General features: G+C 61.4%; 22 protein-coding genes. 16 read left to right on the top strand and 6 right to left on the bottom strand.

Annotated elements, in window-relative coordinates; translation table 11 throughout:
* From Cth01_RS23275 to Cth01_RS23225, 11 genes are all read left to right on the top strand, one after another.
* Positions 1-122, top strand: a 122-nt coding sequence (locus tag Cth01_RS23275; RefSeq protein WP_156160287.1) for a 4Fe-4S dicluster domain-containing protein, incomplete at its 5' end; no start/stop codon positions are given.
* A 542-nt stretch (positions 123-664) separates the two neighbouring features.
* Positions 665-1,633, top strand: coding sequence for an ABC transporter substrate-binding protein (locus tag Cth01_RS23270; RefSeq protein WP_034355528.1), 969 nt, complete (start codon positions 665-667; stop codon positions 1,631-1,633).
* A 116-nt stretch (positions 1,634-1,749) separates the two neighbouring features.
* Positions 1,750-2,634 carry an ABC transporter permease gene (locus Cth01_RS23265; protein WP_003054767.1) on the top strand — a complete coding sequence of 295 codons (885 nt, stop codon included), beginning with the start codon at positions 1,750-1,752 and terminating at the stop codon, positions 2,632-2,634.
* 23 nt (positions 2,635-2,657) lie between these two features.
* Positions 2,658-3,452 carry an ABC transporter ATP-binding protein gene (locus Cth01_RS23260; RefSeq protein ID WP_003064901.1) on the top strand — a complete coding sequence of 265 codons (795 nt, stop codon included), beginning with the start codon at positions 2,658-2,660 and terminating at the stop codon, positions 3,450-3,452.
* Positions 3,453-3,987: 535 nt separating this feature from the next.
* Positions 3,988-5,463, top strand: a complete 1,476-nt coding sequence (locus Cth01_RS23255; RefSeq protein WP_034379409.1) for an amino acid permease — start codon at positions 3,988-3,990, stop codon at positions 5,461-5,463.
* A gap of 185 nt (positions 5,464-5,648) precedes the next feature.
* Positions 5,649-7,025, top strand: coding sequence for a DUF1329 domain-containing protein (locus Cth01_RS23250; protein WP_034379410.1), 1,377 nt, complete (start codon positions 5,649-5,651; stop codon positions 7,023-7,025).
* A 58-nt stretch (positions 7,026-7,083) separates the two neighbouring features.
* The gene (locus Cth01_RS23245) at positions 7,084-7,461 is read left to right on the top strand and encodes a hypothetical protein (protein WP_139032139.1); all 378 of its coding nucleotides are present in this window, start codon (positions 7,084-7,086) and stop codon (positions 7,459-7,461) included.
* A gap of 38 nt (positions 7,462-7,499) precedes the next feature.
* Positions 7,500-9,215, top strand: a complete 1,716-nt coding sequence (locus Cth01_RS23240) for a SulP family inorganic anion transporter (protein ID WP_034355603.1) — start codon at positions 7,500-7,502, stop codon at positions 9,213-9,215.
* Positions 9,216-9,255: 40 nt separating this feature from the next.
* Positions 9,256-10,050, top strand: coding sequence for a GGDEF domain-containing protein (locus tag Cth01_RS23235; protein ID WP_052703456.1), 795 nt, complete (start codon positions 9,256-9,258; stop codon positions 10,048-10,050).
* 4 nt (positions 10,051-10,054) lie between these two features.
* On the top strand, positions 10,055-10,906 hold the full coding sequence (locus Cth01_RS23230) for a MinD/ParA family protein (RefSeq protein ID WP_012838439.1): 852 nt from the start codon (positions 10,055-10,057) through the stop codon (positions 10,904-10,906).
* A 50-nt stretch (positions 10,907-10,956) separates the two neighbouring features.
* On the top strand, positions 10,957-11,742 hold the full coding sequence (locus Cth01_RS23225; RefSeq protein ID WP_045840544.1) for a sulfurtransferase: 786 nt from the start codon (positions 10,957-10,959) through the stop codon (positions 11,740-11,742).
* Positions 11,743-11,891: 149 nt separating this feature from the next.
* Here Cth01_RS23225 and Cth01_RS23220 read toward each other — a convergent pair whose 3' ends face one another.
* From Cth01_RS23220 to Cth01_RS23210, 3 genes are all read right to left on the bottom strand, one after another.
* The gene (locus Cth01_RS23220) at positions 11,892-12,446 is read right to left on the bottom strand and encodes a flavodoxin family protein (RefSeq protein WP_034355547.1); all 555 of its coding nucleotides are present in this window, start codon (positions 12,444-12,446) and stop codon (positions 11,892-11,894) included.
* A 169-nt stretch (positions 12,447-12,615) separates the two neighbouring features.
* Positions 12,616-13,023 carry a DoxX family protein gene (locus tag Cth01_RS23215; RefSeq protein WP_012838442.1) on the bottom strand — a complete coding sequence of 136 codons (408 nt, stop codon included), beginning with the start codon at positions 13,021-13,023 and terminating at the stop codon, positions 12,616-12,618.
* A 69-nt stretch (positions 13,024-13,092) separates the two neighbouring features.
* Positions 13,093-13,794 carry a pirin family protein gene (locus tag Cth01_RS23210; protein ID WP_003064881.1) on the bottom strand — a complete coding sequence of 234 codons (702 nt, stop codon included), beginning with the start codon at positions 13,792-13,794 and terminating at the stop codon, positions 13,093-13,095.
* A gap of 121 nt (positions 13,795-13,915) precedes the next feature.
* On the opposite strand from Cth01_RS23210, the gene Cth01_RS23205 reads away from it, so the two are divergent.
* The 4 genes from Cth01_RS23205 (at position 13,916) to trmB (ending at position 17,967) form a co-directional block, all read left to right on the top strand.
* The gene (locus Cth01_RS23205) at positions 13,916-14,854 is read left to right on the top strand and encodes a LysR family transcriptional regulator (RefSeq protein ID WP_034410166.1); all 939 of its coding nucleotides are present in this window, start codon (positions 13,916-13,918) and stop codon (positions 14,852-14,854) included.
* Positions 14,855-14,987: 133 nt separating this feature from the next.
* A complete protein-coding gene (locus Cth01_RS23200) occupies positions 14,988-16,103 on the top strand; it encodes an NAD(P)/FAD-dependent oxidoreductase (RefSeq protein WP_034379415.1) in 1,116 nt (371 codons plus the stop codon).
* Positions 16,104-16,144: 41 nt separating this feature from the next.
* Positions 16,145-17,203 carry a tRNA glutamyl-Q(34) synthetase GluQRS gene (gluQRS, locus tag Cth01_RS23195; protein ID WP_045840543.1) on the top strand — a complete coding sequence of 353 codons (1,059 nt, stop codon included), beginning with the start codon at positions 16,145-16,147 and terminating at the stop codon, positions 17,201-17,203.
* A gap of 29 nt (positions 17,204-17,232) precedes the next feature.
* Positions 17,233-17,967 (top strand): tRNA (guanosine(46)-N7)-methyltransferase TrmB, encoded by a 735-nt coding sequence (trmB, locus tag Cth01_RS23190; RefSeq protein ID WP_003074922.1) that lies wholly within the window; start codon positions 17,233-17,235, stop codon positions 17,965-17,967.
* A gap of 233 nt (positions 17,968-18,200) precedes the next feature.
* On the opposite strand, the gene alaS is transcribed toward trmB, so the two are convergent.
* Positions 18,201-20,825 (bottom strand): alanine--tRNA ligase, encoded by a 2,625-nt coding sequence (alaS, locus tag Cth01_RS23185; RefSeq protein WP_045840542.1) that lies wholly within the window; start codon positions 20,823-20,825, stop codon positions 18,201-18,203.
* Positions 20,826-21,035: 210 nt separating this feature from the next.
* Here alaS and Cth01_RS23180 point away from each other — a divergent pair, with 210 nt between their 5' ends.
* The gene (locus Cth01_RS23180) at positions 21,036-21,329 is read left to right on the top strand and encodes a hypothetical protein (RefSeq protein WP_045840541.1); all 294 of its coding nucleotides are present in this window, start codon (positions 21,036-21,038) and stop codon (positions 21,327-21,329) included.
* Between the two features lie 52 nt (positions 21,330-21,381).
* Here Cth01_RS23180 and Cth01_RS23175 read toward each other — a convergent pair whose 3' ends face one another.
* Both Cth01_RS23175 and smpB read right to left on the bottom strand, forming a co-directional pair.
* Positions 21,382-21,780: a DUF4259 domain-containing protein gene (locus Cth01_RS23175; RefSeq protein ID WP_003064869.1), complete on the bottom strand. Its 399-nt coding sequence runs from the start codon at positions 21,778-21,780 to the stop codon at positions 21,382-21,384.
* Between the two features lie 103 nt (positions 21,781-21,883).
* Positions 21,884-22,357: an SsrA-binding protein SmpB gene (gene smpB / locus Cth01_RS23170; RefSeq protein WP_003054725.1), complete on the bottom strand. Its 474-nt coding sequence runs from the start codon at positions 22,355-22,357 to the stop codon at positions 21,884-21,886.
* Positions 22,358-22,370: the final 13 nt, after the last annotated feature.

Below are 22,370 nucleotides of genomic sequence, written 5' to 3'. Positions count from 1 at the left end.
GCCTGCAGATCAATGCACAGAACTGCGTGCACTGCAAGACCTGCGACATCAAGGACCCGACACAGAACATCGTCTGGGTGACACCCGAAGGCGGCGGCGGCCCCAACTACTCAGGTATGTAATCCGTCCACGATTGCATTCGGCGGCTGCAGCTGCTCCGGATGCTGCTCCATAAAGCCTGCGCCAGCCATTGCTGCGCAGGCTTTTTTCATGGGCTGAATGTTTTTAGCAACGCAGGCTGCCAAATGCCCACAAATTTGCAGCATCACAGCAAAAACGCATGCCACCGCAATCGCCGCGTATCACTCAATGAAGATCGCTTGCCGGTGCATAAAGAGCAATGTTCAAAAAACAGGCAATTGCATCAATATGCCTGCCCATATCGCACAAGGCGCAGGAAAAATGCAGTAGAAAACCAAAATCCGGCCCCGCTCAACGCAATATTGCGCGCCATTGCCCTGCTTCCACACACACTAACTCCTGCCAATTAGCGCTTTGCGCAGCTTTCATGCCATTTTTTCGTGATCATCGTATAGGGATAAACAAGGTTATCTCAATCGCGAAGACAGCCAGATCGGTGCAGTAGACTTTGCCGCGAGGCGACGCGCATCACGCACTGCCGTCTTAATTCACCTGCAACACACAACAAACGCTGGAGATACACATGAAGCAGCTGTCCTTGGCCCGCATGGGCGCACTGGCCCTGGCAATTTCCGCCATGTCGGGTGCCTATGCCGCCGATACCAAGTCCGTGGCCGTGACCGCCATTGTTGAACACCCCGCCCTGGATGCGGTGCGCGACGGCGTCAAGGATGCCCTGAAGGCAGCCGGCTACGAAGAAGGCAAGTCCCTGAAGTGGCAATACCAGAGTGCACAGGGCAATACCGGTACGGCTGCCCAGATCGCGCGCAAGTTCGTGGGTGACAAGCCCGATGCCATCGTCGCCATCGCCACGCCTTCCGCGCAGGCCGTGATCGCGTCGACCAAGACCGTGCCGGTCGTGTTCTCTGCCGTGACCGACCCCGTTGCCGCCAAGCTGGTCGCCAGCTGGGAACCCTCCAAGAACAATGTGACCGGCGTTTCCGACCTGCTGGCCCTGGACAAGCAGATGGATCTGGTCAAGCAGGTCGTGCCCAATGCCAAGCGCATCGGCATGGTCTACAACCCCGGTGAAGCCAACTCCGCCGTGGTCGTGAAGGAACTGCAGGCCCTGCTGCCCAAGATGGGCTGGACTCTGGTGACGGCTGCAGCTCCCCGCTCGGTGGACGTCTCCAGCGCCGCACGCTCGCTGGTAGGCAAGGTGGACGTGATCTACACCAACACCGACAACAACGTGGTGTCGGCCTACGAATCGCTGGTCAAGGTTGGCCAGGACGCCAAGATTCCTCTGGTGGCGTCTGACACCGACTCCGTCAAGCGTGGCGCCGTGGCCGCTTACGGCATCAACTACCGCGATCTGGGCGAACAGACAGGCCGCATGGTGGCGCGTATTCTCAAGGGCGAGAAGCCCGGCGACATCAAGCCCGAAGTCTCTACCAAGATGGAACTGTTCGTGAACCCCGGCGCCGCTGAAAAGCAAGGCGTGAAGCTGTCCGACGCGCTGATCAAGTCCGCCGCTACCGTGGTCAAGTAATCCACTCCCTGTCGCCAGCACTGCCGCTCTCAGGCGGTGCCAGCACAGCGGCAGGTGCCGTGGCAACATGGCCCTGCCGATTTTTTTAGACGTTTGCCGCGCCTGTCGCTCTCTCTATGTCTCTATTTTCCATCCTCGGTGCCATTGAAATTGGCCTGATCTTCAGCCTGGTGGCGCTGGGCGTCTTCATCTCCTTTCGCTTGCTGCGTTTCCCCGATCTGACGGTCGACGGCAGCTTTCCCCTTGGCGGTGCAGTGTGCGCCATTCTGATTTCCACGGGCACCAACCCCTGGCTGGCCACGCTGGCCGGCACGGCAGCCGGTGCCGTGGCGGGCTTCATCACAGGCTGGCTCAACGTCAAGCTCAAGATCATGGACCTGCTGGCCTCCATCCTGATGATGATCGGCCTGTACTCGGTCAACCTGCGCATCATGGGCGGCCCCAATGTGCCGCTGATCAACGAACCCACTCTGTTCACCATGCTGCAGCCGGCGAACATTGACGACTATGTGATGCGCCCCCTCATCATGCTGGGCTTCGTCATCGTGGCCAAGCTGGCTCTGGACTGGTTCTTTGCCACCGAACGCGGCCTGGCCATCCGCTCCACGGGCTCCAACGCCCGCATGGCCCGCGCCCAGGGCGTCAACACCGGCGCCATGATTCTGCTGGGTATGGCAATTTCCAATGGCCTGGTCGGTCTGGCCGGAGCGCTGTTCGTGCAGACGCAGGGCGGCTCCGACATCTCCATGGGCATCGGCACCATCGTCATCGGTCTGGCGGCCGTGATCGTGGGCGAAACCATCCTGCCCTCGCGCAAGATCATCTGGGCCACGCTGGCCGTGGTGCTCGGCGCCGTGGTCTACCGCTTCTTCATCGCTGCGGCCCTCAATATCGATGCCATCGGCCTCAAGGCACAGGACTTGAATCTGGTGACGGCAGTGCTGGTGACCATCGCACTGGTGATTCCGCAAATCAAGAAAAAGCTGAGCAAGCGCAAGTAAGAAGAAGGACGGCGGAGAACACCATGCTGAACGCACAAAACCTCGAACTCACCTTCAATCCCGGCACGCCGATCGAGACCCGCGCCCTGCGCGGCCTGTCGCTGTCCATCCCCGACGGTCAGTTCGTGACCGTCATCGGCTCCAACGGCGCAGGCAAGTCCACATTTCTGAACTGCGTCTCGGGCGACCAGAGCGTGGACAAGGGCAAGATCGAAATTGCCGGCATCGACATGACGCGCATGCCGGTATGGTCCCGCTCCAAGCAGGTGGCCCGCGTGTTTCAGGACCCCATGGCCGGCACCTGTGAAGACCTTTCCATCGAAGAGAACATGGCGCTGGCACACGAGCGCGGCAATCTCCGCGGCCTGTCCAAGGCAGTGAAGGCCAGCAATCGCGAGCTGTACCGCGACCGCCTGGCCACGCTGGGCCTGGGTCTGGAAAATCGCCTGACCGATCGCATCGGCCTACTCTCGGGCGGACAGCGCCAGGCCGTGAGCCTGCTGATGGCGGCTCTGCAGCCTTCGCGCATTCTGCTGCTGGACGAACACACTGCCGCCCTGGACCCGCGCACCGCGGACTTTGTGCTGCAGTTGACGGCACGCATCGTGCAGGAAGCCAATCTGACCACCATGATGGTGACGCACAGCATGCGCCAGGCGCTGGATGTGGGCACGCGTACCGTCATGCTGCACCAGGGCAATGTGGTGCTGGACGTCAGCGGCGAAGAGCGCTCCAAAATGGACGTGCCCGACCTGCTGCATATGTTCGAGAAGGTGCGTGGCGAGAAGCTCGCGGATGACGCCTTGCTGCTCAGCTGATTCAAGCCGGCGACCTGACCACACACAGGTCACTATCAAAAAAGAAGCTGCCAGTCCTTGATAACCATTGGCTGGCGGCTTTTTTCATCTCAAGATAGAAACTATCGACAACCAACATTGACATTTCGGCATTTATTTTTGACGAAATGAACAATAAAACAATCAAATAGACAGAACCCTACTGAATGCAGGCCGAGTATGAAGCCAGTCTCGCCGACGATTTGACGAAGATATAAGGATATTTTTTTGAATTTCCGATCCAGTCATTAATTCTGAAATATCAAACACTTAGATATAGATTCAAGCCATGGCGGCCCTGATCCACAGCTCATGCTGTACGGCTCATGCGCAAATCGCTCACAATCTGCACCCTATCGGAAGCCACTGAGCACGATGCATGTCATCGCCGTTCACGCTGACCGCGTTGATATCCGGGGACTCCTGATATCAGGGCGCAACAAACGGGCATGAGGCCGAGGCTTTTACCAGCCAGGACCGCCAAGGCTTCATGATCCGCAAAAAACCAATATCTCTCATGAGCGATAGCCAAGCAAAAACTGACAACGGTGGCTTGCACCGTTCCCTCAAGGCCCGACATATGTCGATGATCGCCATCGGCGGCTCCATCGGCACCGGTCTTTTTGTCGCCTCTGGCGCAACCATCTCGCAAGCAGGCCCCGGCGGCGCATTGCTGGCCTACATGATCGTGGGCCTGATGGTTTATTTCCTGATGACCAGTCTGGGCGAGATGGCCGCGCACATGCCAGTCTCCGGCTCTTTTGCCACCTATGGCGCCAAGTACGTGGATGAAGGCTTTGGCTTCGCCCTGGGCTGGAACTACTGGTACAACTGGGCCGTGACCATTGCCGTGGACCTGGTTGCGGCGCAGCTGGTGATGGCCTACTGGTTCCCCGACACCAACGGCGTGCTGTGGAGTGCGCTGTTTCTGGCACTGATGTTCGGCCTGAACGCACTGTCCGCCAAGGGCTTTGGCGAATCCGAGTTCTGGTTTGCTGCCATCAAGGTCACAACGGTGCTGGTCTTCATCGCCATCGGCGTGCTGATGATCTTCGGTATTTTGCAAGGTGGCGCGCCTGACGGTATCTGGGGCAATATCGCCAACCTGAGCACAGGCGACGCGCCGTTTGCGGGCGGTTTTGCAGCCTTGATCGGCGTGGCCATGGTGGTGGGCTTTTCCTTTCAGGGCACGGAGCTGATCGGCATCGCCGCCGGCGAATCCGAAGATCCCGCCAAGAATGTGCCCAAGGCCGTGCGCAAGGTGTTCTGGCGCATTTTGCTGTTCTACGTCTTTGCCATCCTCATCATCGGTCTGCTGATTCCCTATACCGATCCCAAGTTGCTGCGCAACGATCTGGGCGATATCGCCGTCAGCCCCTTCACACTGGTGTTCGAACGTGCCGGCCTGCTGGGTGCCGCCGCCGTGATGAATGCCGTGGTGCTGACCTCCGTGCTGTCGGCCGGCAACTCCGGCATGTATGCCTCCACCCGTATGCTGTATGCGCTGGCCAAGCAGGGCATGGCGCCCAAGCTGTTTGCCCAGGTCAACACGCGCGGCGTGCCCGTGCTGGCATTGATCGCCACCACCGTGATTGCCGCCCTGTGCTTTCTGACCAATATCTTCAGCCCCGAAGTGGTCTACATCTGGCTGCTGAATCTGTCCGGCATGTGTGGCTTCGTCGCCTGGCTGGGCATTGCCATCAGCCACTACCGTTTCCGCAAGGGCTGCGAAGTGCAGAACTACGATATGAGCCAGCTGCCTTACAAGGCAGCGGCCTTCCCCTTCGGCCCCATCTTCGCCTTTGTGCTGTGCCTGATCATCACCTTGGGCCAGAACTATGAGAACCTGATCAAGGACCAGATCGACTGGGTCGGTGCCATCGCCACCTATATCGGCCTGCCTCTCTTCCTGGTCATCTGGTTTGGCTACAAATGGGTCAAGGGCACCAAGATCGTCAAATACTCGGAAATGGATCTGAACGGCTCGCGTTAATACCTAGTCATTTTTGATCCCGCCCAAGGCAGCGCCGGCAACGGCGCTGCCTTTTTTGCGTCCTGGGCCTGCCTCGAATGCCGTCGATTAGTCTCAACAGACGATTCATGTCATGACAAATATCTGAAAAATAAATGCTCACAGGCAACGGCCTGCAAGGTTTTTTCACTAGGAAAACAAGAGCAATGCAACAAAAGACGATGAGCGCAGCACTGATGCTGTGCATAGGTTTGCTGAGCGCAGGAGCCGCCTGCGCCAAGGTTCCCGCCACAGAAGCCGACAAGCTGGGCAAGGAGCTGACCTGCACCGGCGCCATCAAAGCCGGCAATGCCGACGGCAGCATCCCGCCATTCACGGGCAAGATCCTGGGCGTTCCTCCCGGCGTGAAGTTCACCAAGTCCGTGGGACAGTTCCAGCCCGATATCTACGCCAACGAAAAGCCGCTGTTCGAAATCACGGCCGCCAATATGGCGCAATATGGCGACAAGCTCAGCGCCGGTCAGAAGGCGCTACTCGCCAAGTTCCCCACCACCATGCGCATTCCCGTTTATCCGGGCCACCGCGACTTCCGTTATGACGACGACATCTGCGCCGTCATCAAGCGCAATGCACTGGAAGCCGAGGTAGTCAACGACGGCAATGGAGTCAAGGGCTTCATGGGCGCTCTGCCCTTCCCCATTCCCAAGACCGGGCTGGAACTGCTATGGAACAACCTCATGCCCAGCCGCGCCAGCACCGAAGAGGTGGAACGTGACATGGCACTGGTGGGCGCAAGCGGCGATATCGCCTGGGGCCGCACCAGCTATATCCAGCTCAGTCGTTATGACTCCAAGGAAAATCTGGGCAAGCCCAACGAGGGCAAATACGCTTATGTGACCAATTTTTCCATCCTGCCCGAGCGCGAAAAAGGCGGAGTGATTCTGTCCATCGAGCCCATGAACTTTGGCACGGACAAGCGCCTGGCCTGGAATTACGATCCCGGCACTCGCCGCGTGCGCCAGCTGCCCGAGTTCGGCTATGACCAGCCCTCCCCCGGCACCAGCGGCAAGGCGACCATCGACTCCGAGCGCCTGTTCAACGGCGGCTCCGAGCGCTACGAGTGGACCATGCACGGCAAGCGCGAGATGTTCATTCCTGCGAACACCTTCCGCATCAACCAGCAGATGAAATACGCCGATCTGCTCAAGCCAGGTCATCCCAACCCTGCCTACACCCGCTATGAACTGCGCCGCGTCTGGGTGCTGGAGGGCAAGCTCAAGCCCGGCTTCCGACACCTGTACTCCAAGCGTGTGATGTTCATCGACGAAGACACCGGCCACGCCGTCTCGGGTGACTTCTACGACGCACGCGGCCAGTTGTGGCAGCACGGTGAAATCAATTACTACTATGCCTACGACATCAAGAAATGGCACGCGGGCACATCGTTCTACTATGACCTGAATGCCGGCTCCTATGTGAGCATGAATCTGGTCCAGGAGCGCCCCAAGGCACCGATTCTGGGCAAGGACGACCTCAAGCCCAGCCAGTACACGCCCGAGGCGATTCGCAACCTGGGCAACTGATAGACAACAGGTGGCTCAGCCACTGCGCGCACCGCACCGCAAGGTGCAAAGAGAGGCCATGAGCCTCTCTTTTTTATGGCCGCTCCTGCCCCGAAACTGGAGCGCACCCCAGCATATGCGCAGGCTGCGTGCTAGGATGAAACACGGTGCCAGCATTGAAAACCATAGCAGCTGGCGTCGTTTTTTTCTTCGAGTCGATTTCAACGTGAACATCATTCACAAGCAGCCAGCGACCCACCCGGTCGCATGGCAGGGCGCGAATCTGGCGGGCGACCCCTCCCGGACTCATCGGCCATCCGCCGACACCCTTGCCGCCATCGCTGCCATGCGGGCCCGGTTCGGACAACGCCTCGAGTCACTTTGGAACAAGGCGTCCCACTCGGCCAAGGTCGCAGCCTCGCCCTGTTTTAATCCCTGCACAACAAAGCCCGACTAAGCTTGCAGACGATTTAGTTCGCCGCAATCATGACTTCCATGCAATCCCTGGCCCGATGGCTGCCCTTTCTTAATTGGCCCAAACCGACTTTCGGCCTGCTGCGCGGTGAGTTCTGGGCCGGCTTGACCGTGGGCCTGATGTTGCTGCCCCAGGGCGTGGCTTACGCCGCGCTGGCGGGCATGCCGCTGATTACCGGCATCTATGCCTCCATCATTCCTGCTGCGGTGGCCATCCTCTTCAGTCCGTCGCCCCGCCTGGGCGTGGGGCCGACGGCGCTGAGCGCCTTGCTGATCGGCGCCTCTCTGACCGGCATGGCCGAACCGGGCTCGGCCCAGTGGGTGGTGCTCGCCGCATGGATGGCCATTCTGTCGGGCCTGGTTCAATGGAGTCTGGGCGTGGTACGTGCGGGTTGGCTGCTCAATCTGGTCACCTCGCCGGTACTGGCAGGTTTTACCCAGGCTGCTGCGCTGCTGATTCTGGCTTCGCAGCTGCCCACCCTGCTGGGCATGCGCGCTGACTGGTCCACCGTCTGGCATTCGCCGTCCATCTATCTGTTCAGCATCCAGTCCATCGCCTACGGCCTGGTCAGCATGGGCTTGCTGATGCTGGCCAAGAAATGGCGTCCTGCTTTTCCCTCGGCCATTTTCATCATCGGTCTGAGCGGGTTCATCAGCTGGCTCACGGGCTTCGCCGATGCGGGCGGAGCCGTGATCGGCCACCTGCCTGCGGGGCTGCCCAGCTTCCAATGGCCCGGCATGCTGGACTGGGAGCAGTTCGGCGCCCTCGTCATGCCCGTGCTGGTCATCTCCCTGGTCAGCTTTCTGGAAACCGCGTCCAGCGCCCAGGTCGAACATCAGCAGGCCGGCACGCGCTGGAACGAAAACCAGGATTTGATCGCCCAGGGCCTGTCCAAGATCAGCGCCGGCCTGTTCGGCAGCTTTGCCACCAGCGCATCTTTCTCACGCTCTGCCGTCAATCTGCTCGCAGGCGCCAGGACCGGCTATGCCAACGTCTTTTCCATTTTGCTGGTGGTTGTGGTCGTGCTCTGGTTCATTCCCTGGCTCTACCATGTGCCCCAGGCAACGCTTGCTGCCATCGTGATCACCGCCGTGCTCAACCTGGTCAAGCCCAGCGCGATTCTCAAGCTTTTCAGGATCTCCAAGGTCGAAGCCAGCATCAGCGTCGCCACGCTGGTGCTGACCATCGTCACCGCCCCGCGCATGTACTGGGGTGTGTTCGCGGGCATCATGCTCAGCCAGGCTTACTACCTCTATCACCATCTGCACCCGCGCATCATCGAGGTCGGCGAGCATCCCGACGGCAGCCTGCGCAGCCGTCTGCTTTGGCAATTGCCACCCCTGGCACCTGAAGTCGTGGCTCTGCGCATGGATGCAGACCTGGACTTTGCCACGGCCACGGCACTTGAGCGCTACGCGGCCGATGCACTGCAGCAAACGCCCCAGGCCAAAGACCTGGCACTGCTGATGCAGTCCATCAACAGCATAGACATCACCGGAGTCGAAACATTTGCCCGACTGGAACGCCTGGTCGCATTGCGCGGCGGTCTGCTGCACGTGGTGGGATTGAAGTTGCCGGCCGAGCAACGGCTGGAACGCGCCGGACTGCTGCACAAGGAAGGCAGCCCCATCAGGCTCTATCGCACGGATGCCGACTTTCTGCGAACGCTTGGCAATTTCCCCACAGAACTGAGTCGGATCAACGCTGACGAAAAGCCTACATCCACAAAAAGCTAGGGGTCGCTGCTACACTGACGGTCATCATTGATAGTTTGTCGTGACTTCATCCGCCCCCCACCAATCCGTGTTTTTGCGCGATCTGCGCCTTGCCACCGCACACAATCTGGTGACTCGCGCGGGCGGTAGCGATAACCGTCTGCCCACTGACACTCCCACCCATTACCTGCAAGCACTCATTGATGGCTTGTGCGCACTGTCTTTGCGCGACCCCCTCACGGGGCTGGCCAACCGACGCCATTTCCGCTCCGTGATCGAGCGCGAAATCGACCGCGTGGCCCGCTCCGGAGAAACCGCACTGCTGCTGATGCTGGACATCGACCATTTCAAGCAGATCAACGACGAGCACGGTCATATCGCCGGCGATATGGTGTTGCAATCCGTGGCACAGACCCTGTCCGAAATCATTCGCCCCATGGACACCCTGGCGCGCTTCGGTGGTGAAGAATTCGCCATAGTGCTTCCGGTGTGCCCTGCGCATCAGGGCCGTGCGGTCGCCGAGCGCCTGCGCCAGGCCATCGAAAGCAACTCCATCGCTTTGTCCTCGGGCCAGTCGCTGCAGGTCACTGTGAGTATCGGCGGGGTCTACGCCCAGCAATGGATTCGCAGCACGGCGCAACTGTGGACCGAGCGTGCCGATCGCCAGCTCTACCTGGCCAAATCGGCGGGACGCAACTGCGTCTGCGTGGAGGATCCGCCCGACAGTACGGTGAGTGCCGAGGAAAAAAGCCTGCTTTTCAGCCCTTTGCCTGCCGCTTCGTTAGAGGAAAATGTCTCTGACAATACAGCACCAGACGTAAACACCGACGCCGCAAGCCAGGTCATAACGCCTTGAGACGATGGACACCTTGGCCCCTCACCCTACTTTGCCCGCTCATATATCCATGGAAGATGCCCTGCGGGCGCCTGGCCGCAACAAGCAGGCCCACATCATTGCCGTCACCAGCGGCAAAGGCGGTGTCGGCAAGACTTTCGTCTCGGCCAATCTGGCTGCTGCGCTGACGCGTCATGGCTTCAGCGTGCTGGTATTGGACGCGGACCTGGGCCTGGCCAATCTGGATGTGGTGCTCAACCTCTACCCCAAGGTCACGCTGCACGATGTGTTCACGGGTCGCTCCACGCTGGAAGATGCCATTCTGACCACGCCGGGCGGCTATTCCGTGCTGCTGGCCGGCTCGGGCATGATCGAGTACTCGCGCCTGACCCCCGAGATTCGTTCCCAGTTCATGCGCACGGTGGAGTTGCTGCGCCCGCGCTACGACATCATCCTGCTCGACACCGGTGCCGGCATCTCGGATGTGGTGCTGTTCTCCGTCTCTCTGGCAACCGAAGTGCTGGTCGTGGCCACGCCCGAGCCCACTTCGCTGACCGATGCCTACGCTGCCATCAAGGTGCTGGCCCTGCAGCAAAAGCGCCAGCAGATCCGTCTGGTCATCAACCAGGCGCAACGCCCCGGCGATGGCCGCGCCATCACGGGCCAGTTGCAGCAGGTGCTCAACCGCTTCGTGACCACCGAGTCCGGCCAGCCGCTGCAGTTGACCCACTGGGGCGATATTCCGGTCGACTCCGCCGTGCGCGAGGCCGTGATGCGCCGCCAGTTGCTGCTGCAGGCCATGCCCGGAGCACCCGCATCCCTCGCAGTGGCACAGCTGTCCAATAAAATCAAGGCAGAGCTGACGGCCCCGGTCTGAGCTGCATCACCGTCGATGCAGCAGCCGCGCGGCCGCCCCCGGATATCGACGTGGCCGACATACTCAACATCTCCTGCTACAAATTCACGCCCCTGCCCGACGCCGACCAGCTGCGCCAGACGCTGCTGGAGCGTGCACATGACCTGAGCCTCAAGGGCACGGTGCTGCTGGCCGAAGAAGGCATCAACTTTTTCCTGGCCGGCCCTGCCCAGGCTGTGCGCAATTTTGTGGACCAGCTGAAGCAAGACCCGCGTTTTGCCGACCTGGCTCCCAAGGAAAGCTGGTCCGAGACCGTGCCCTTTCGCAAAATGCTGGTCAAGGTCAAGAACGAGATCATCCGCATGGATCATCCCGCCATTCGACCCGCCCATGGCCGTGCGCCATCGGTCAGCCCGGCCACGCTGCGCCGCTGGCTGGAGCAAGGCCATGACGACGAGGGCCGCGAGGTGGTGACGCTGGACACGCGCAACGACTACGAAGTGGACGAAGGCGCGTTTGCCGGCACGATCGACTGGCGCCTGAGCAAGTTCACCGAATTCCCGCCCGCACTGCGCCAGCACAAGGACGAATTCGCCGGCAAGACCGTGGTCAGCTATTGCACTGGCGGCATCCGCTGCGAAAAGGCCGCCATCCTCATGCAGGACGAAGGCATCGAAAACGTCTACCAGCTCGAAGGCGGCATCCTCAAATATTTCGAGGAGACCGACGGCAAGTTCTACGACGGCGGCTGCTTCGTCTTTGACGGTCGCGACTCGCTGGGCACCGATCTGTCGCGCACCGAGCTGGTTCACCCCCGCCCCATCAAAAAGCATCTGATGGAACAAGACGCGGAGTAAGAAGCGCCAAGATGGCGCTCAACGCTACTATCAAAAACTAAGCGGCTAGCGCTGGCTCAGTCTAAGTTTCAGAAACATTCATCTCTGAAACCCCTGCAGGACCAGCGCTAGCCGCTTTGAATTGGATAGCACCCAACTTAGCCGAACGCTTATCTGGCCCAGCGTGCTGCAGCCTTGGCCACGCGCTCGCCAAACTGGCGTGCGGTTTCCAGATCACCGCCGGCCATCTCGCCGGCCGATGAATCAGAGGGTGACTGCGCCATGGCACCACAGAAACTGCCCATCCAGTTCACATCGTTGCGCTGGGCGGCCTTGGTATTCGAAGGCAGCAGGCCCAGTCCCACCCACACGCCGCCATGCTGCATGGCGAGGTGATAGAAATAATCGAGCGTGACCTGCTTGTCGCCCTGCACGCTCGCGCTGTTGGTAAAGCCGGCAAACAGCTTGTCCTTCCAGGCCTGGGCAAACCAGGCCTTGGACGAGGCATCGGCAAATTTCTTGAATTGCCAGCTCGGAGCGGCCATATAGGTCGGCGCGCCGAAGACAATGGCATCGGCCGCGGCCAACTGCTCCCAGCCGCCCTCGGGCAGATTGCCATCGGCGTCGATGGCCAGCAACTGTGCGCCCGCGCCCTGGGCCACGGATTGCGCCATGCGCTGGGTATGGCCGTAGCCGGAGTGGTAGACCACAACGATATTGCTCATGATTTCTTCTTTCCTGCTTGCATCGGCGCGGCCATCCGCCGCGCCATCCTGTATCTGTACCAAATAAAGGCCCGCCGGATTGACACCCGGCGGGCCTTGTCTTGCGAGAGCGCGCTAGCTTATCAAAGCTATGACCGCTTGCGCACTTTCAGCTTGTGCTCTTCATGCTTCAGCCTTTGCGGCCGTCCACGCTCCAGGCGCCTGCCCCATGGGCGGCGTAGCCAAGCAGGCCCCCGACCACGGCGATGTTCTTCCAGAACAGCAACTGCTGCATCATGGCGGCCTCTGCGGGCACGCCCCAGAAGTTATGGAAGAAGAAGCTGGCGATCAGCGTGAAAAATCCCAGGATCAAGGCCGCGCAGCGCGTGTGCCAACCCAGCAATATGGCCAGACCGCCCACGATCTCGATCACCAGGCCCACCGCCACCGCTACCTGAGGCATGGGCATGCCCGCCGATGCGGCATAACCCACGGTGCCCGCAAAGCCACTGATTTTCTGAATGCCTGCTGGCAGAAACAGCAGGGCAATCAGCACACGGCCCACCAGGTCCAGAGGATTTCGCAATTGATTCAACATTTAAACTCCAGTCATTGCGACCCAGGGCCGCGTTGGTTCATATCAGTACAAGCCTTGAAATCGTCAGACTCAAGGTTCCAGGTCAAACACCAGAACTTCCGCAGCCCGGCCATTGGCAAGGCGCAGGCGCTCCTCATTTTCAATAAGTGCAGCGTCGCCGCTTGTCAGCTTTTGTCCATTCACGTCCAGCTCGCCACGCACCAGGTGCACATAGGTCTTGCGACCGGCTGGCAAGGCCACATCGGCAGCCTCTTCTGCATCGAACAGACCGGCATACAAGCGTGCATCGGCATTCATGGGAACAGATCCCTCGGCACCGTCAGGTGAAGCCACCAGACACAGACGTCCACGCTTTTGCGCCTCGCTGAATGTCTTCTGGGCATAGCCTGGCTCGATACCCGTCCGTGCGGGCAGCAGCCAGATCTGCAGAAAGTGCGTGGTCTGCTCCTTGGCATAGTTCTGCTCGCTGTGCACCACCCCGGAGCCCGCGCTCATGCGCTGCACCTCTCCAGGCAGGATGGGAGTTTCATTGCCCATGCTGTCCTTGTGCGAGAGCGCACCTTCGAGCACATAGCTGATGATTTCCATATCGCGGTGGCCGTGCGAGCCAAAGCCTGTGCCGGGGGCAATCCGGTCTTCGTTGATCACGCGCAGATTGCCGAACCCCATATGGCGCGGGTCGTAGTAACCGGCAAACGAAAAGCTGTGATAGGACTTGAGCCAGCCGTGGTCGGCGTAGCCGCGTTCCTGGGATTTGCGCAGAGTCATCATGGTGTGCTTCCTTTCGTTCAAGTGACTGTCTCTATGGGCTCTACTGTAGAAGTCACCTGCCAGGCTGTGGCTGAACGGCGTTGATGGCATCATTCAAACTGTTTGAATCATCAATCTCACCATGCCCAGCTCCCGCGATGTGCTCACCCCCGACAGCCTGGCCATGCTGCAGGCCATTGCCGAAACCGGCAGCTTTGCCGCCGCTGCGCGCTCCCTGGGCCTGGTGCCCAGTGCGCTGACCTACCGCGTGCGCCAGATTGAAGATGCGCTCGATGTGCTGCTGTTTGACCGCAGCTCGCGCCATGCCCAGGCCACGGAGGCCGGCCAGGCCCTGCTGCGCGAAGGCGCCCGCCTGCTGCAGGAGATCGATGCCGTGGCGCACCGCGTCAAGCGCGTGGCCACGGGCTGGGAGCCGCAGCTGACCATCGTCATCGACGGGGCCGTGGCCCGCACGCCCATCTTCGAGCTGGTCGAAGCCTTTTATGCGCTGACTCCGCCCACGACACTCAAGCTGCGTGACGGCATTCTCAATGGCACGCTGGAAGTGCTGACCAGCGGCCATGCCGATCTGGCCATTGGCGTGGCGGTCAACACCAGCAATGTCTCAGAGCTGCAGACGCGCGAAATCGGGGAGATTGATTTCGTCTTCGCCGTCGCGCCGCACCACCCTCTGGCCAGACTCGACGAGCCGCTGTCCGACGAGTTGCTGCTGCGCCATCGCATGGTGGCCGTGGCCGACTCCGGCGTGCGCACCAACACCAGCTTTGGCCTGGTCAACGGCCAGGACGTGCTCACCGTGGACAGCATGCAGGCCAAGCTGGAGGCCCAGATACGCGGCATTGGCGCCGGCTTTCTGCCACGCGGCATGGTGCAGGCCTATCTGGATGCCGGCCTGCTGGTCACAAGACAGGTGCAGCGCGCCAGTCGCAATCTGCGCCTGCACTATGCATGGCCCGGCCCCGCCCACCGCACGCCTGGACGTGCCCTCCAGTGGTGGCTGACGCAACTGGAAAGCCCCGCCACGCGCAAGGCGCTTATGGAAAACCATCACCGTCAATAAGCTGCTGCGCGTCGCAGCCATCACGCGGGAGGTGTAGAGTGAGTTGCGCTGCAACAATTCAGCACAAGCAGCACTTGCTATCTTTTGGATAGCTGCTACGCTAGAACTCAAACGGTGTCGAAAAGGCTTTTTCATGAATGCTTCCCGCACTCGCGCGTCCGCAACTGCCTCCGCTTCTTCCCCTTCCCCGCATACCGGTGCCAAGCGCATTGCCGTCATCGGCGCGGGCATTGCAGGTCTGGCCTGTGCCCGCACGCTGATGCAGGCCGGGCACGACGTCCATGTCTATGAGCGCCTGACCCAGGCCGGCGGACGCATGCGCTCGGTCAGCGGCCCCTACGGCAGCTTTGACATCGGGGCCCAGTTCTTCACCGTACGCGACCCGCGCTTTCAGCAAGTGCTGGACACCACGCCCGGCAATCTGCGCGCCTGGAGCCTGAACAGCGTGCAGACCCGCAACGCCCAGGGCCGCAGAGTCGACAAGCACACGCCGGTGCGCGAGACCCACTGGGTCGGCATGCCCGATATGCAATCGCTGCCACTGGCCTGGGCAGCGCCGCTATGGGATGCCGGACGCCTGCATCTGGGCCAGTCCCTGCGCGCCATGAGCCACCACATTGCCAGCGGCAGCAACCACAGCCGCCACCAATGGTCCCTGATGCTGGATACCGAAGACCACGGCCCGCAGATTGCTGCCGACTTCGATGCCGTGGTGCTGGCCGTGCCGGCGCCCGTGGCCGCGCAGCTGCTGCAGACCGCACCGCAGGGGGCGGCCCTGGCCAGGACCCTGGCCCCTGTGGAAATGGCCCCCTGCTGGGCCATGACGCTGTCCTACCCCATGGCCGCGCAGGCCGGACTGACCACACTGGGCCCGCAGTGGAATGCCGCACGCAGCACGCATGAGCGCGTTGCCTGGGTGGCCCGCGAGTCCTCCAAACCCGGCCGCGCCCAGACCGAGCGCTGGACGATTCATGCCAACCCGCTGTGGTCCAACGAGCACCGCCACGACGACGCCACGCGCGTGCTTGCCAAGCTGCAAAAGGCCTTCGGCGAGATCACGGGCATCCGCGTTGCGCCGCGCCATGCCAGCGTCTACCTCTGGCAGCATGCCCAGACGCTGGCGCCCCTGGGCAGGCCGTTCAGCCACGACCCCTCGGTCGGCCTGAGCCTGTGCGGGGACTGGTGCATAGGCATGCGGGTGGAAGACGCTTTTGTCTCGGGTCTGGAAATGGGGCTGGCCCTGGCCTGAGCCAACTGCGCGCAGTCAAGGGGCGTAAGATGGCGTCCCTCATGACTGCGGCCCTCTCCCGTCCCTCCTCCAGCGCTCCCTGCACGGGGCCATATATCGGGCGCTTTGCGCCCTCTCCCACCGGGCCGCTGCATGCCGGCTCTCTGGTCGCGGCACTGGCCAGCTGGCTGGATGCACGCGCCCACCACGGACGCTGGCTGATTCGCATCGAAGACATCGATCCGCCACGCTGCCAGGTTGGTGCCGACCATGAAATCCTGCGCCAACTGGCCGCCTGCGGCCTGCACTCCGATGCCCCCGTGGTCTGGCAGTCGCAGCGCCATGCACTCTATGAAAAAGCGCTGCAACAGCTGCAGGCGCAAAAAATGGCCTACCCCTGCGGCTGCACGCGCAAGGACATCGAAGCCGCCTGGCTGGCACAGGGACTGACTCACGAGCGCCATGTGGAGCGGCCCTACCCCGGCACCTGCCGTCATGGCCTGCAAGGCAAGCCTGCCAGAGCCTGGCGCTTTGCGCTGGAGCAGCAGGTACATGACTTACAAGAGAATCAACCCGAAACACCTTACCAACAAGCGCAAGCAGCTACGCAAAGCATAGCAATCGGGCACTCTTGCCTGGAAAGCAAGCGCCCCATGCTGCACTGGCAGGACCAACGTCTGGGCGCCCAGCAGCAAAACCTGCTCGCCAGCGTGGGCGACTTTGTGCTGCGCCGAGCGGACGGGCTCTGGGCCTACCAGCTGGCCGTGGTCGTCGACGATGCCGAGCAAGCCATCACCGATGTGGTGCGCGGCGAAGACCTGGCCGACAACACCCCTCGCCAGATCGCGCTGCAACACGCCCTGGGTCTGACCCAGCCGCGCTATCTGCACACGCCGCTGGTCTGCATGGAAAACGGAGAAAAGCTCTCCAAACAGCATGGCGCACCCGCCGTGGATGTCAGCCAGCCGCTGACCGTGCTTTCTGGCGCGGCGCAGCAGCTCGGCCTGCCACAAGCGCCCGCAGCCGCATCCTCCAGCAGCGAAAGCCCCGCAAGCGCCTTGCCTTTGGCGCTGGACTTCTGGGTCCGGTGCTGGCGCCAAACCTACAATATCGCCCCGTGACTTCTTCAAATCCAACACCTACCACCGATATGGCCGAAAACGTGCCAGCCGCTGACGCATCCGCAGCATCCCAAGGCCAGGCGCCCGAAGGCGTGGCCTATCCCAAGACCATCAAAAGCTATGTACGCCGCGCCGGCCGCACCACCACGGGCCAGGCCAAGGCTTTTGAAGAACTGGGTCCGCGCTTCCTGCTGCAATACCAGAAGGCTCCTCTGGACGCCGCTGCCGCCTATGGCCGCGACGGCAAGCTGATTCTGGAGATCGGCTTCGGCATGGGTGAAGCCACCGCCCATATCGCCCGCGTGCGCCCCGACGATAATTTCCTGTGCTGCGAAGTGCACGAGCCCGGCGTGGGCGCGCTGCTCAAGCGCATTGGCGAGCAGGAGATCGAGAACATCCGCATCCTCCAGCACGATGCCGTGGAAGTCATCGACAACATGCTGCCCGAAGCCTCGATCGACGGCGTGCACATCTTCTTCCCCGACCCCTGGCACAAGAAAAAGCACAACAAGCGCCGCCTGATCCAGAGCCCACTGATCGCCAAGCTGGCTGCTCGCATCAAGCCCGGCGGCTACATCCACTGCGCCACCGACTGGGAACCCTATGCGGTGCAGATCCTGGAAGTGCTGAACGCAGAACCCATGCTGCAGAACACGGCCGAGAACTACGCCGAAAAACCCGACTACCGTCCGCTGACCAAATTCGAGAACCGCGGCATTCGCCTCGGCCATGGCGTCTGGGACCTGGTGTTCCGGAAAAAGTAATACCCCCTGAGGCGCTCTGCGCCTTCCCCCTTTTCTCTACGCGCTTCGCGCTATGGAAGGGGGACGATGCCTTCGCCGCGAGGCGGCTCTTGCTCGGCATCTCGGATCTTGGTCAGCGCCAGTCGCAAGGGTTTCGCTCCAAGCCATAAAAAACGCTCCTCATTGAGGAGCGTTTTGTTTTGGGTCAAGGCAGCCTAGGCTGCCTTTTGACGCTCGCCTTACAGGCGCTCGGCTCAGAGACGCTCGGCCACCCAGGCCTGGACGCTGGCCAGCGCTGCGGGCACGGCTGCGGCATCGGTGCCGCCGGCCATGGCCATATCGGGCTTGCCACCGCCCTTGCCGCCCACTTGCTGGGCCACAAAGTTCACCAGCTCGCCGGCCTTGACCTTGGCAGTTTCAGCCTTGGTCACGCCTGCAGCCAGCTGCACCTTGTCGCCGTCCACGGCAGCCAGCACGATCACGGCCGCGCCCAGCTTGTCCTTGAGCTTGTCCATGGTGTCGCGCAAGGTCTTGGCATCGGCGCCTTCGAGCTTGGCTGCCAGCACCTTGACGCCATTGACGTCGGCGGCCTGCGTGGCCAGCTCGTCGCCCTGGCTGGAAGCCAGCTTGCCCTTGAGCGCAGCGATTTCCTTTTCCAGTGCCTTGATCTGATCCAGCGCACCGCCGATGCGGTTGGTCAGCTCGGCTGCAGGGGCCTTGAAAGCGGCTGCAGCCTGGTCCACGGTGGACTCCAGCGATTGCAGATAAGCCAGCGCGTTCTCGCCGGTAATGCCTTCGATACGGCGCACGCCAGCGGCCACGCCGGATTCGCCCACCACCTTGAACAGGCCGATGTCGCCGGTACGGCTGACGTGAGTGCCGCCGCAAAGCTCGCGGCTGGAGCCGATATCCAGCACGCGCACGGTTTCACCGTACTTCTCGCCGAACAGCATCATGGCGCCGGTCCTCTGGGCGCTTTCGATGTCCATCACGCGAGCGTCGGTGGCGGTGTTGGCCAGCACCTCGGCATTCACGCGGGCTTCGATCTCGCGGATCTGCTCGGCCGTCACGGGGGCGTTGTGCGCAAAGTCGAAGCGGGTGCGCTCGGCGTTGACCAGCGAGCCCTTTTGCTGCACATGGCCGCCCAGCACTTCGCGCAAGGCCTTGTGCATGATGTGTGTGACCGAGTGATTGCGCATGGTCGCAGCGCGCACGGCGGTATCCACCTGTGCTTCAACGGCATCGCCCACCTTCAGGCTGCCGGCTTCCAGCACGCCGTGGTGGCCGAATACATCGGCCTTGATCTTGAGCGTGTCTTCCACGACAAAGCGGTTGCCGCCTGCGGCAATCACGCCCTGGTCGCCTACCTGGCCGCCGGATTCGGCGTAGAAGGGGGTCGTGTCCAGCACCACGACACCGTTTTGGCCGGCCTGGAGCTCGTTCACGCTCACGCCATCGGCGTACAGCGCGACGATCCTGGCAGCCTCGGCCAGCTTGTCGTAGCCGGTGAACACATTGGCGTCCCCCGTGTATTCCAGCGCGCGATCCATCTTGAACTTGCCGGCTGCGCGGGCAGTTTCCTTCTGGTGCTGCATGGCGGCATTGAAGCCGGCCTCGTCCACCGTCACGCCACGCTCGCGCGCCACGTCGTTGGACAGGTCCAGCGGGAAGCCGTAGGTGTCATGCAGCTTGAAGGCCACATCACCAGGCAGCACCTTGACATCGCCGGCCAGAGCGCTGTCGAGGATTTCCATGCCGTTGGCCAGGGTCTCGAAGAAGCGCTCTTCCTCGGCCTTGAGCACGCTGGTGATATGCGCTTCCTGCTCCTTGAGCTTGGGATAGGCATCGCCCATCTGCACCACCAGGTCGGCCACCAGCTTGTGGAAGAAGGGAGTCTTCTGGCCCAGCTTGTAGCCGTGACGGATGGCGCGGCGGATGATGCGGCGCTGCACATAGCCGCGACCTTCGTTGGAAGGAATCACGCCGTCGGACACCAGGAAGGAAGTGGCGCGGATATGGTCGGCAATCACCTTCAGCGAAGGAGTGCTCAGATCTTCGGTGCGGGTTTCACGGCCGGCAGCCTTGATCAATGCCTGGAACAGGTCGATCTCGTAGTTGCTGTGCACATGCTGCAGGATGGCAGCCAGGCGCTCCAGGCCCATGCCGGTGTCCACGCAAGGTGCGGGCAGCTTCACCACGGAGCCGTCTTCCTTCATGTCGAACTGCATGAACACATGGTTCCAGATCTCGATGAAGCGGTCGCCGTCTTCTTCCGGGCTGCCGGGAGGGCCGCCGGCAATGTGCTCGCCGTGGTCGTAGAAGATTTCCGAGCAGGGGCCGCAGGGGCCGGTGTCTGCCATCATCCAGAAGTTGTCGCTCTTGTACTTGCCGCCCTTGTTGTCGCCGATGCGGATGATGCGCTCGGCAGGCAGGCCGATGACGTTCTTCCAGATGTCATAGGCCTCGTCGTCTTCGTGATAGACCGTGGCCAGCAGCTTCTCGGCAGGCAGACCGAAGACCTTGGTCAGCAGCTCCCAGCCCCACTCGATGGACTCCTTCTTGAAGTAGTCGCCGAAGGACCAGTTGCCCAGCATTTCGAAGAACGTGTGGTGGCGCGCGGTGTAGCCCACGTTTTCCAGGTCGTTGTGCTTGCCGCCGGCGCGCAGGCAGGCCTGCACCGAAGTTGCGCGGTTGTAGGGGCGCTTGTCCGTGCCCAGGAACACGTCCTTGAACTGCACCATGCCGGAGTTGGTGAACATCAGCGTCGGATCGTTGCCGGGAACCAGCGAGCTGGACGCGACAACCGTGTGGCCCTTGGAAGCGTAGAAATCCAGGAACGTCTTGCGGATGTCCGCAACGGAAAAAGTGGGTGTACTCATGGTGTTTGGTATGAAGACGCCTGCATGACGCCTGCGATCAGTACGGCCCGGCGCTGCTTTTTCAGGAGCTGCGCAGACAGGCAAATCAGCCGAACATTATAGGTTTGCGGCTACATACCCGCGCGGCCTTGTGCCGATAACAGCGATCATGAATTTTCATGCGTTGCATTAATGTCTTCATCATCGGCTTGCGGATAATCGGCAACCACTATGAGCGATACACCCCAAACCGAGACCTCCAAGCCCGCTGCCCCCGCCAAAAACCGCCTGGTCGTCTGGCTCATTGCCCTGCCCGTGATCATCTTTGGCGCGCTCATGCTCATCGGCCAGTTCATGGACGATCCGCTCAGCAAGCAGCGCTGGACGGAGGCAGAAACCATCAAGGTCTGCTGGAAACAGACGGCCAAGCCCGAGGCCGAGCGCAAGACCCAGGAGTTCAAAGCCCCTCAGGACTGCGAACGCCTGGAGTTCGATTTCAAGACCCGCTACGGCGAAAACCCTTGAGGCAGCCGCGACGCGGCAAGCCCGGGGCAGGCGTCCTGGGTGACTGGCGGGCTTACTCTTCGCCCCAGTCTTCGTCCGCGCCCTCTTCCTCTTCTGCTGCAGCCAGCGCGATCATGCGATCGAAGGTCTCGATGATCGCGATGCGACGGTCCTGCTTGTAGCCCTCTTCGGGCTCCAGCTCGTCGATGCTCTGGTCCCAGGCCTGCAGATAAGTGGCTTTCCATTGCTCCAGCGTCTGCAGATCCGGCCATAGCGGATGCATGCCGCCCTCGGCCATGGCGCACAGCAGCTCGATACGGCAGGGAACCAGATCGGACTCAGACTCGCCCGCCTGCAAGGCCTCGGGCGAGTCCAGGGCCTCGGCAATTTCATCGATGAGCTGGCCCGTGATATCCGCCAGCCAGTCCAATGCGGTGTCGTTATCGAAATTGCCGTGCGACCAAGTGCCCATGACCAAACTCCTTGCTGCGATATGTCAGTAAAGCAAGGCCCAACATAGCGGGCCTTGATGTCAGAACTGTGTCAGTGCGGAAGATCGATTCAGGCGCGGCAGGTCAACGGTTGCGGTTTTTCATGGCGCGCTCCACCTCGCGCTTGCCTTCGCGGTCCTTGATCACGTCGCGCTTGTCATGCTCGGCCTTGCCCTTGGCCAGGGCGATCTCGCATTTCACGTAACCGTTCTTCCAATGCAGATTGATGGGCACCAGGGTATAGCCCTTTTGCTCGACCTTACCGACGAGGCGCTTGATCTCGTCCTTTTTCAAGAGCAGCTTCTTGATACGTGCCGAGTCGGGATTGACGTGGGTGGAAGCCGTCTTGAGCGGGTTGATCTGGCAGCCCAGCAGGAACAGCTCGCCGTCCTTGATCAGCACATAGCCATCGGTGAGCTGCACCTTGCCGCTGCGCAGGGCCTTGACCTCCCAGCCGTGCAGCACCATGCCGGCTTCGTGGCGCTCCTCGAAGAAATAGTTGAAAGCTGCTTTTTTATTGTCGGCAATGCGCGACGATGTTTCTGGTTTCTTGGCCATGGAATATTAGTTG

Origin of the sequence: Comamonas thiooxydans (genome assembly GCF_000964545.1) — a bacterium.
Taxonomy (GTDB): domain Bacteria; phylum Pseudomonadota; class Gammaproteobacteria; order Burkholderiales; family Burkholderiaceae_C; genus Comamonas; species Comamonas thiooxydans.
Note: the sequence above shows the minus strand (reverse complement) of the source record. Positions and strands in the feature narration are given on the sequence as shown.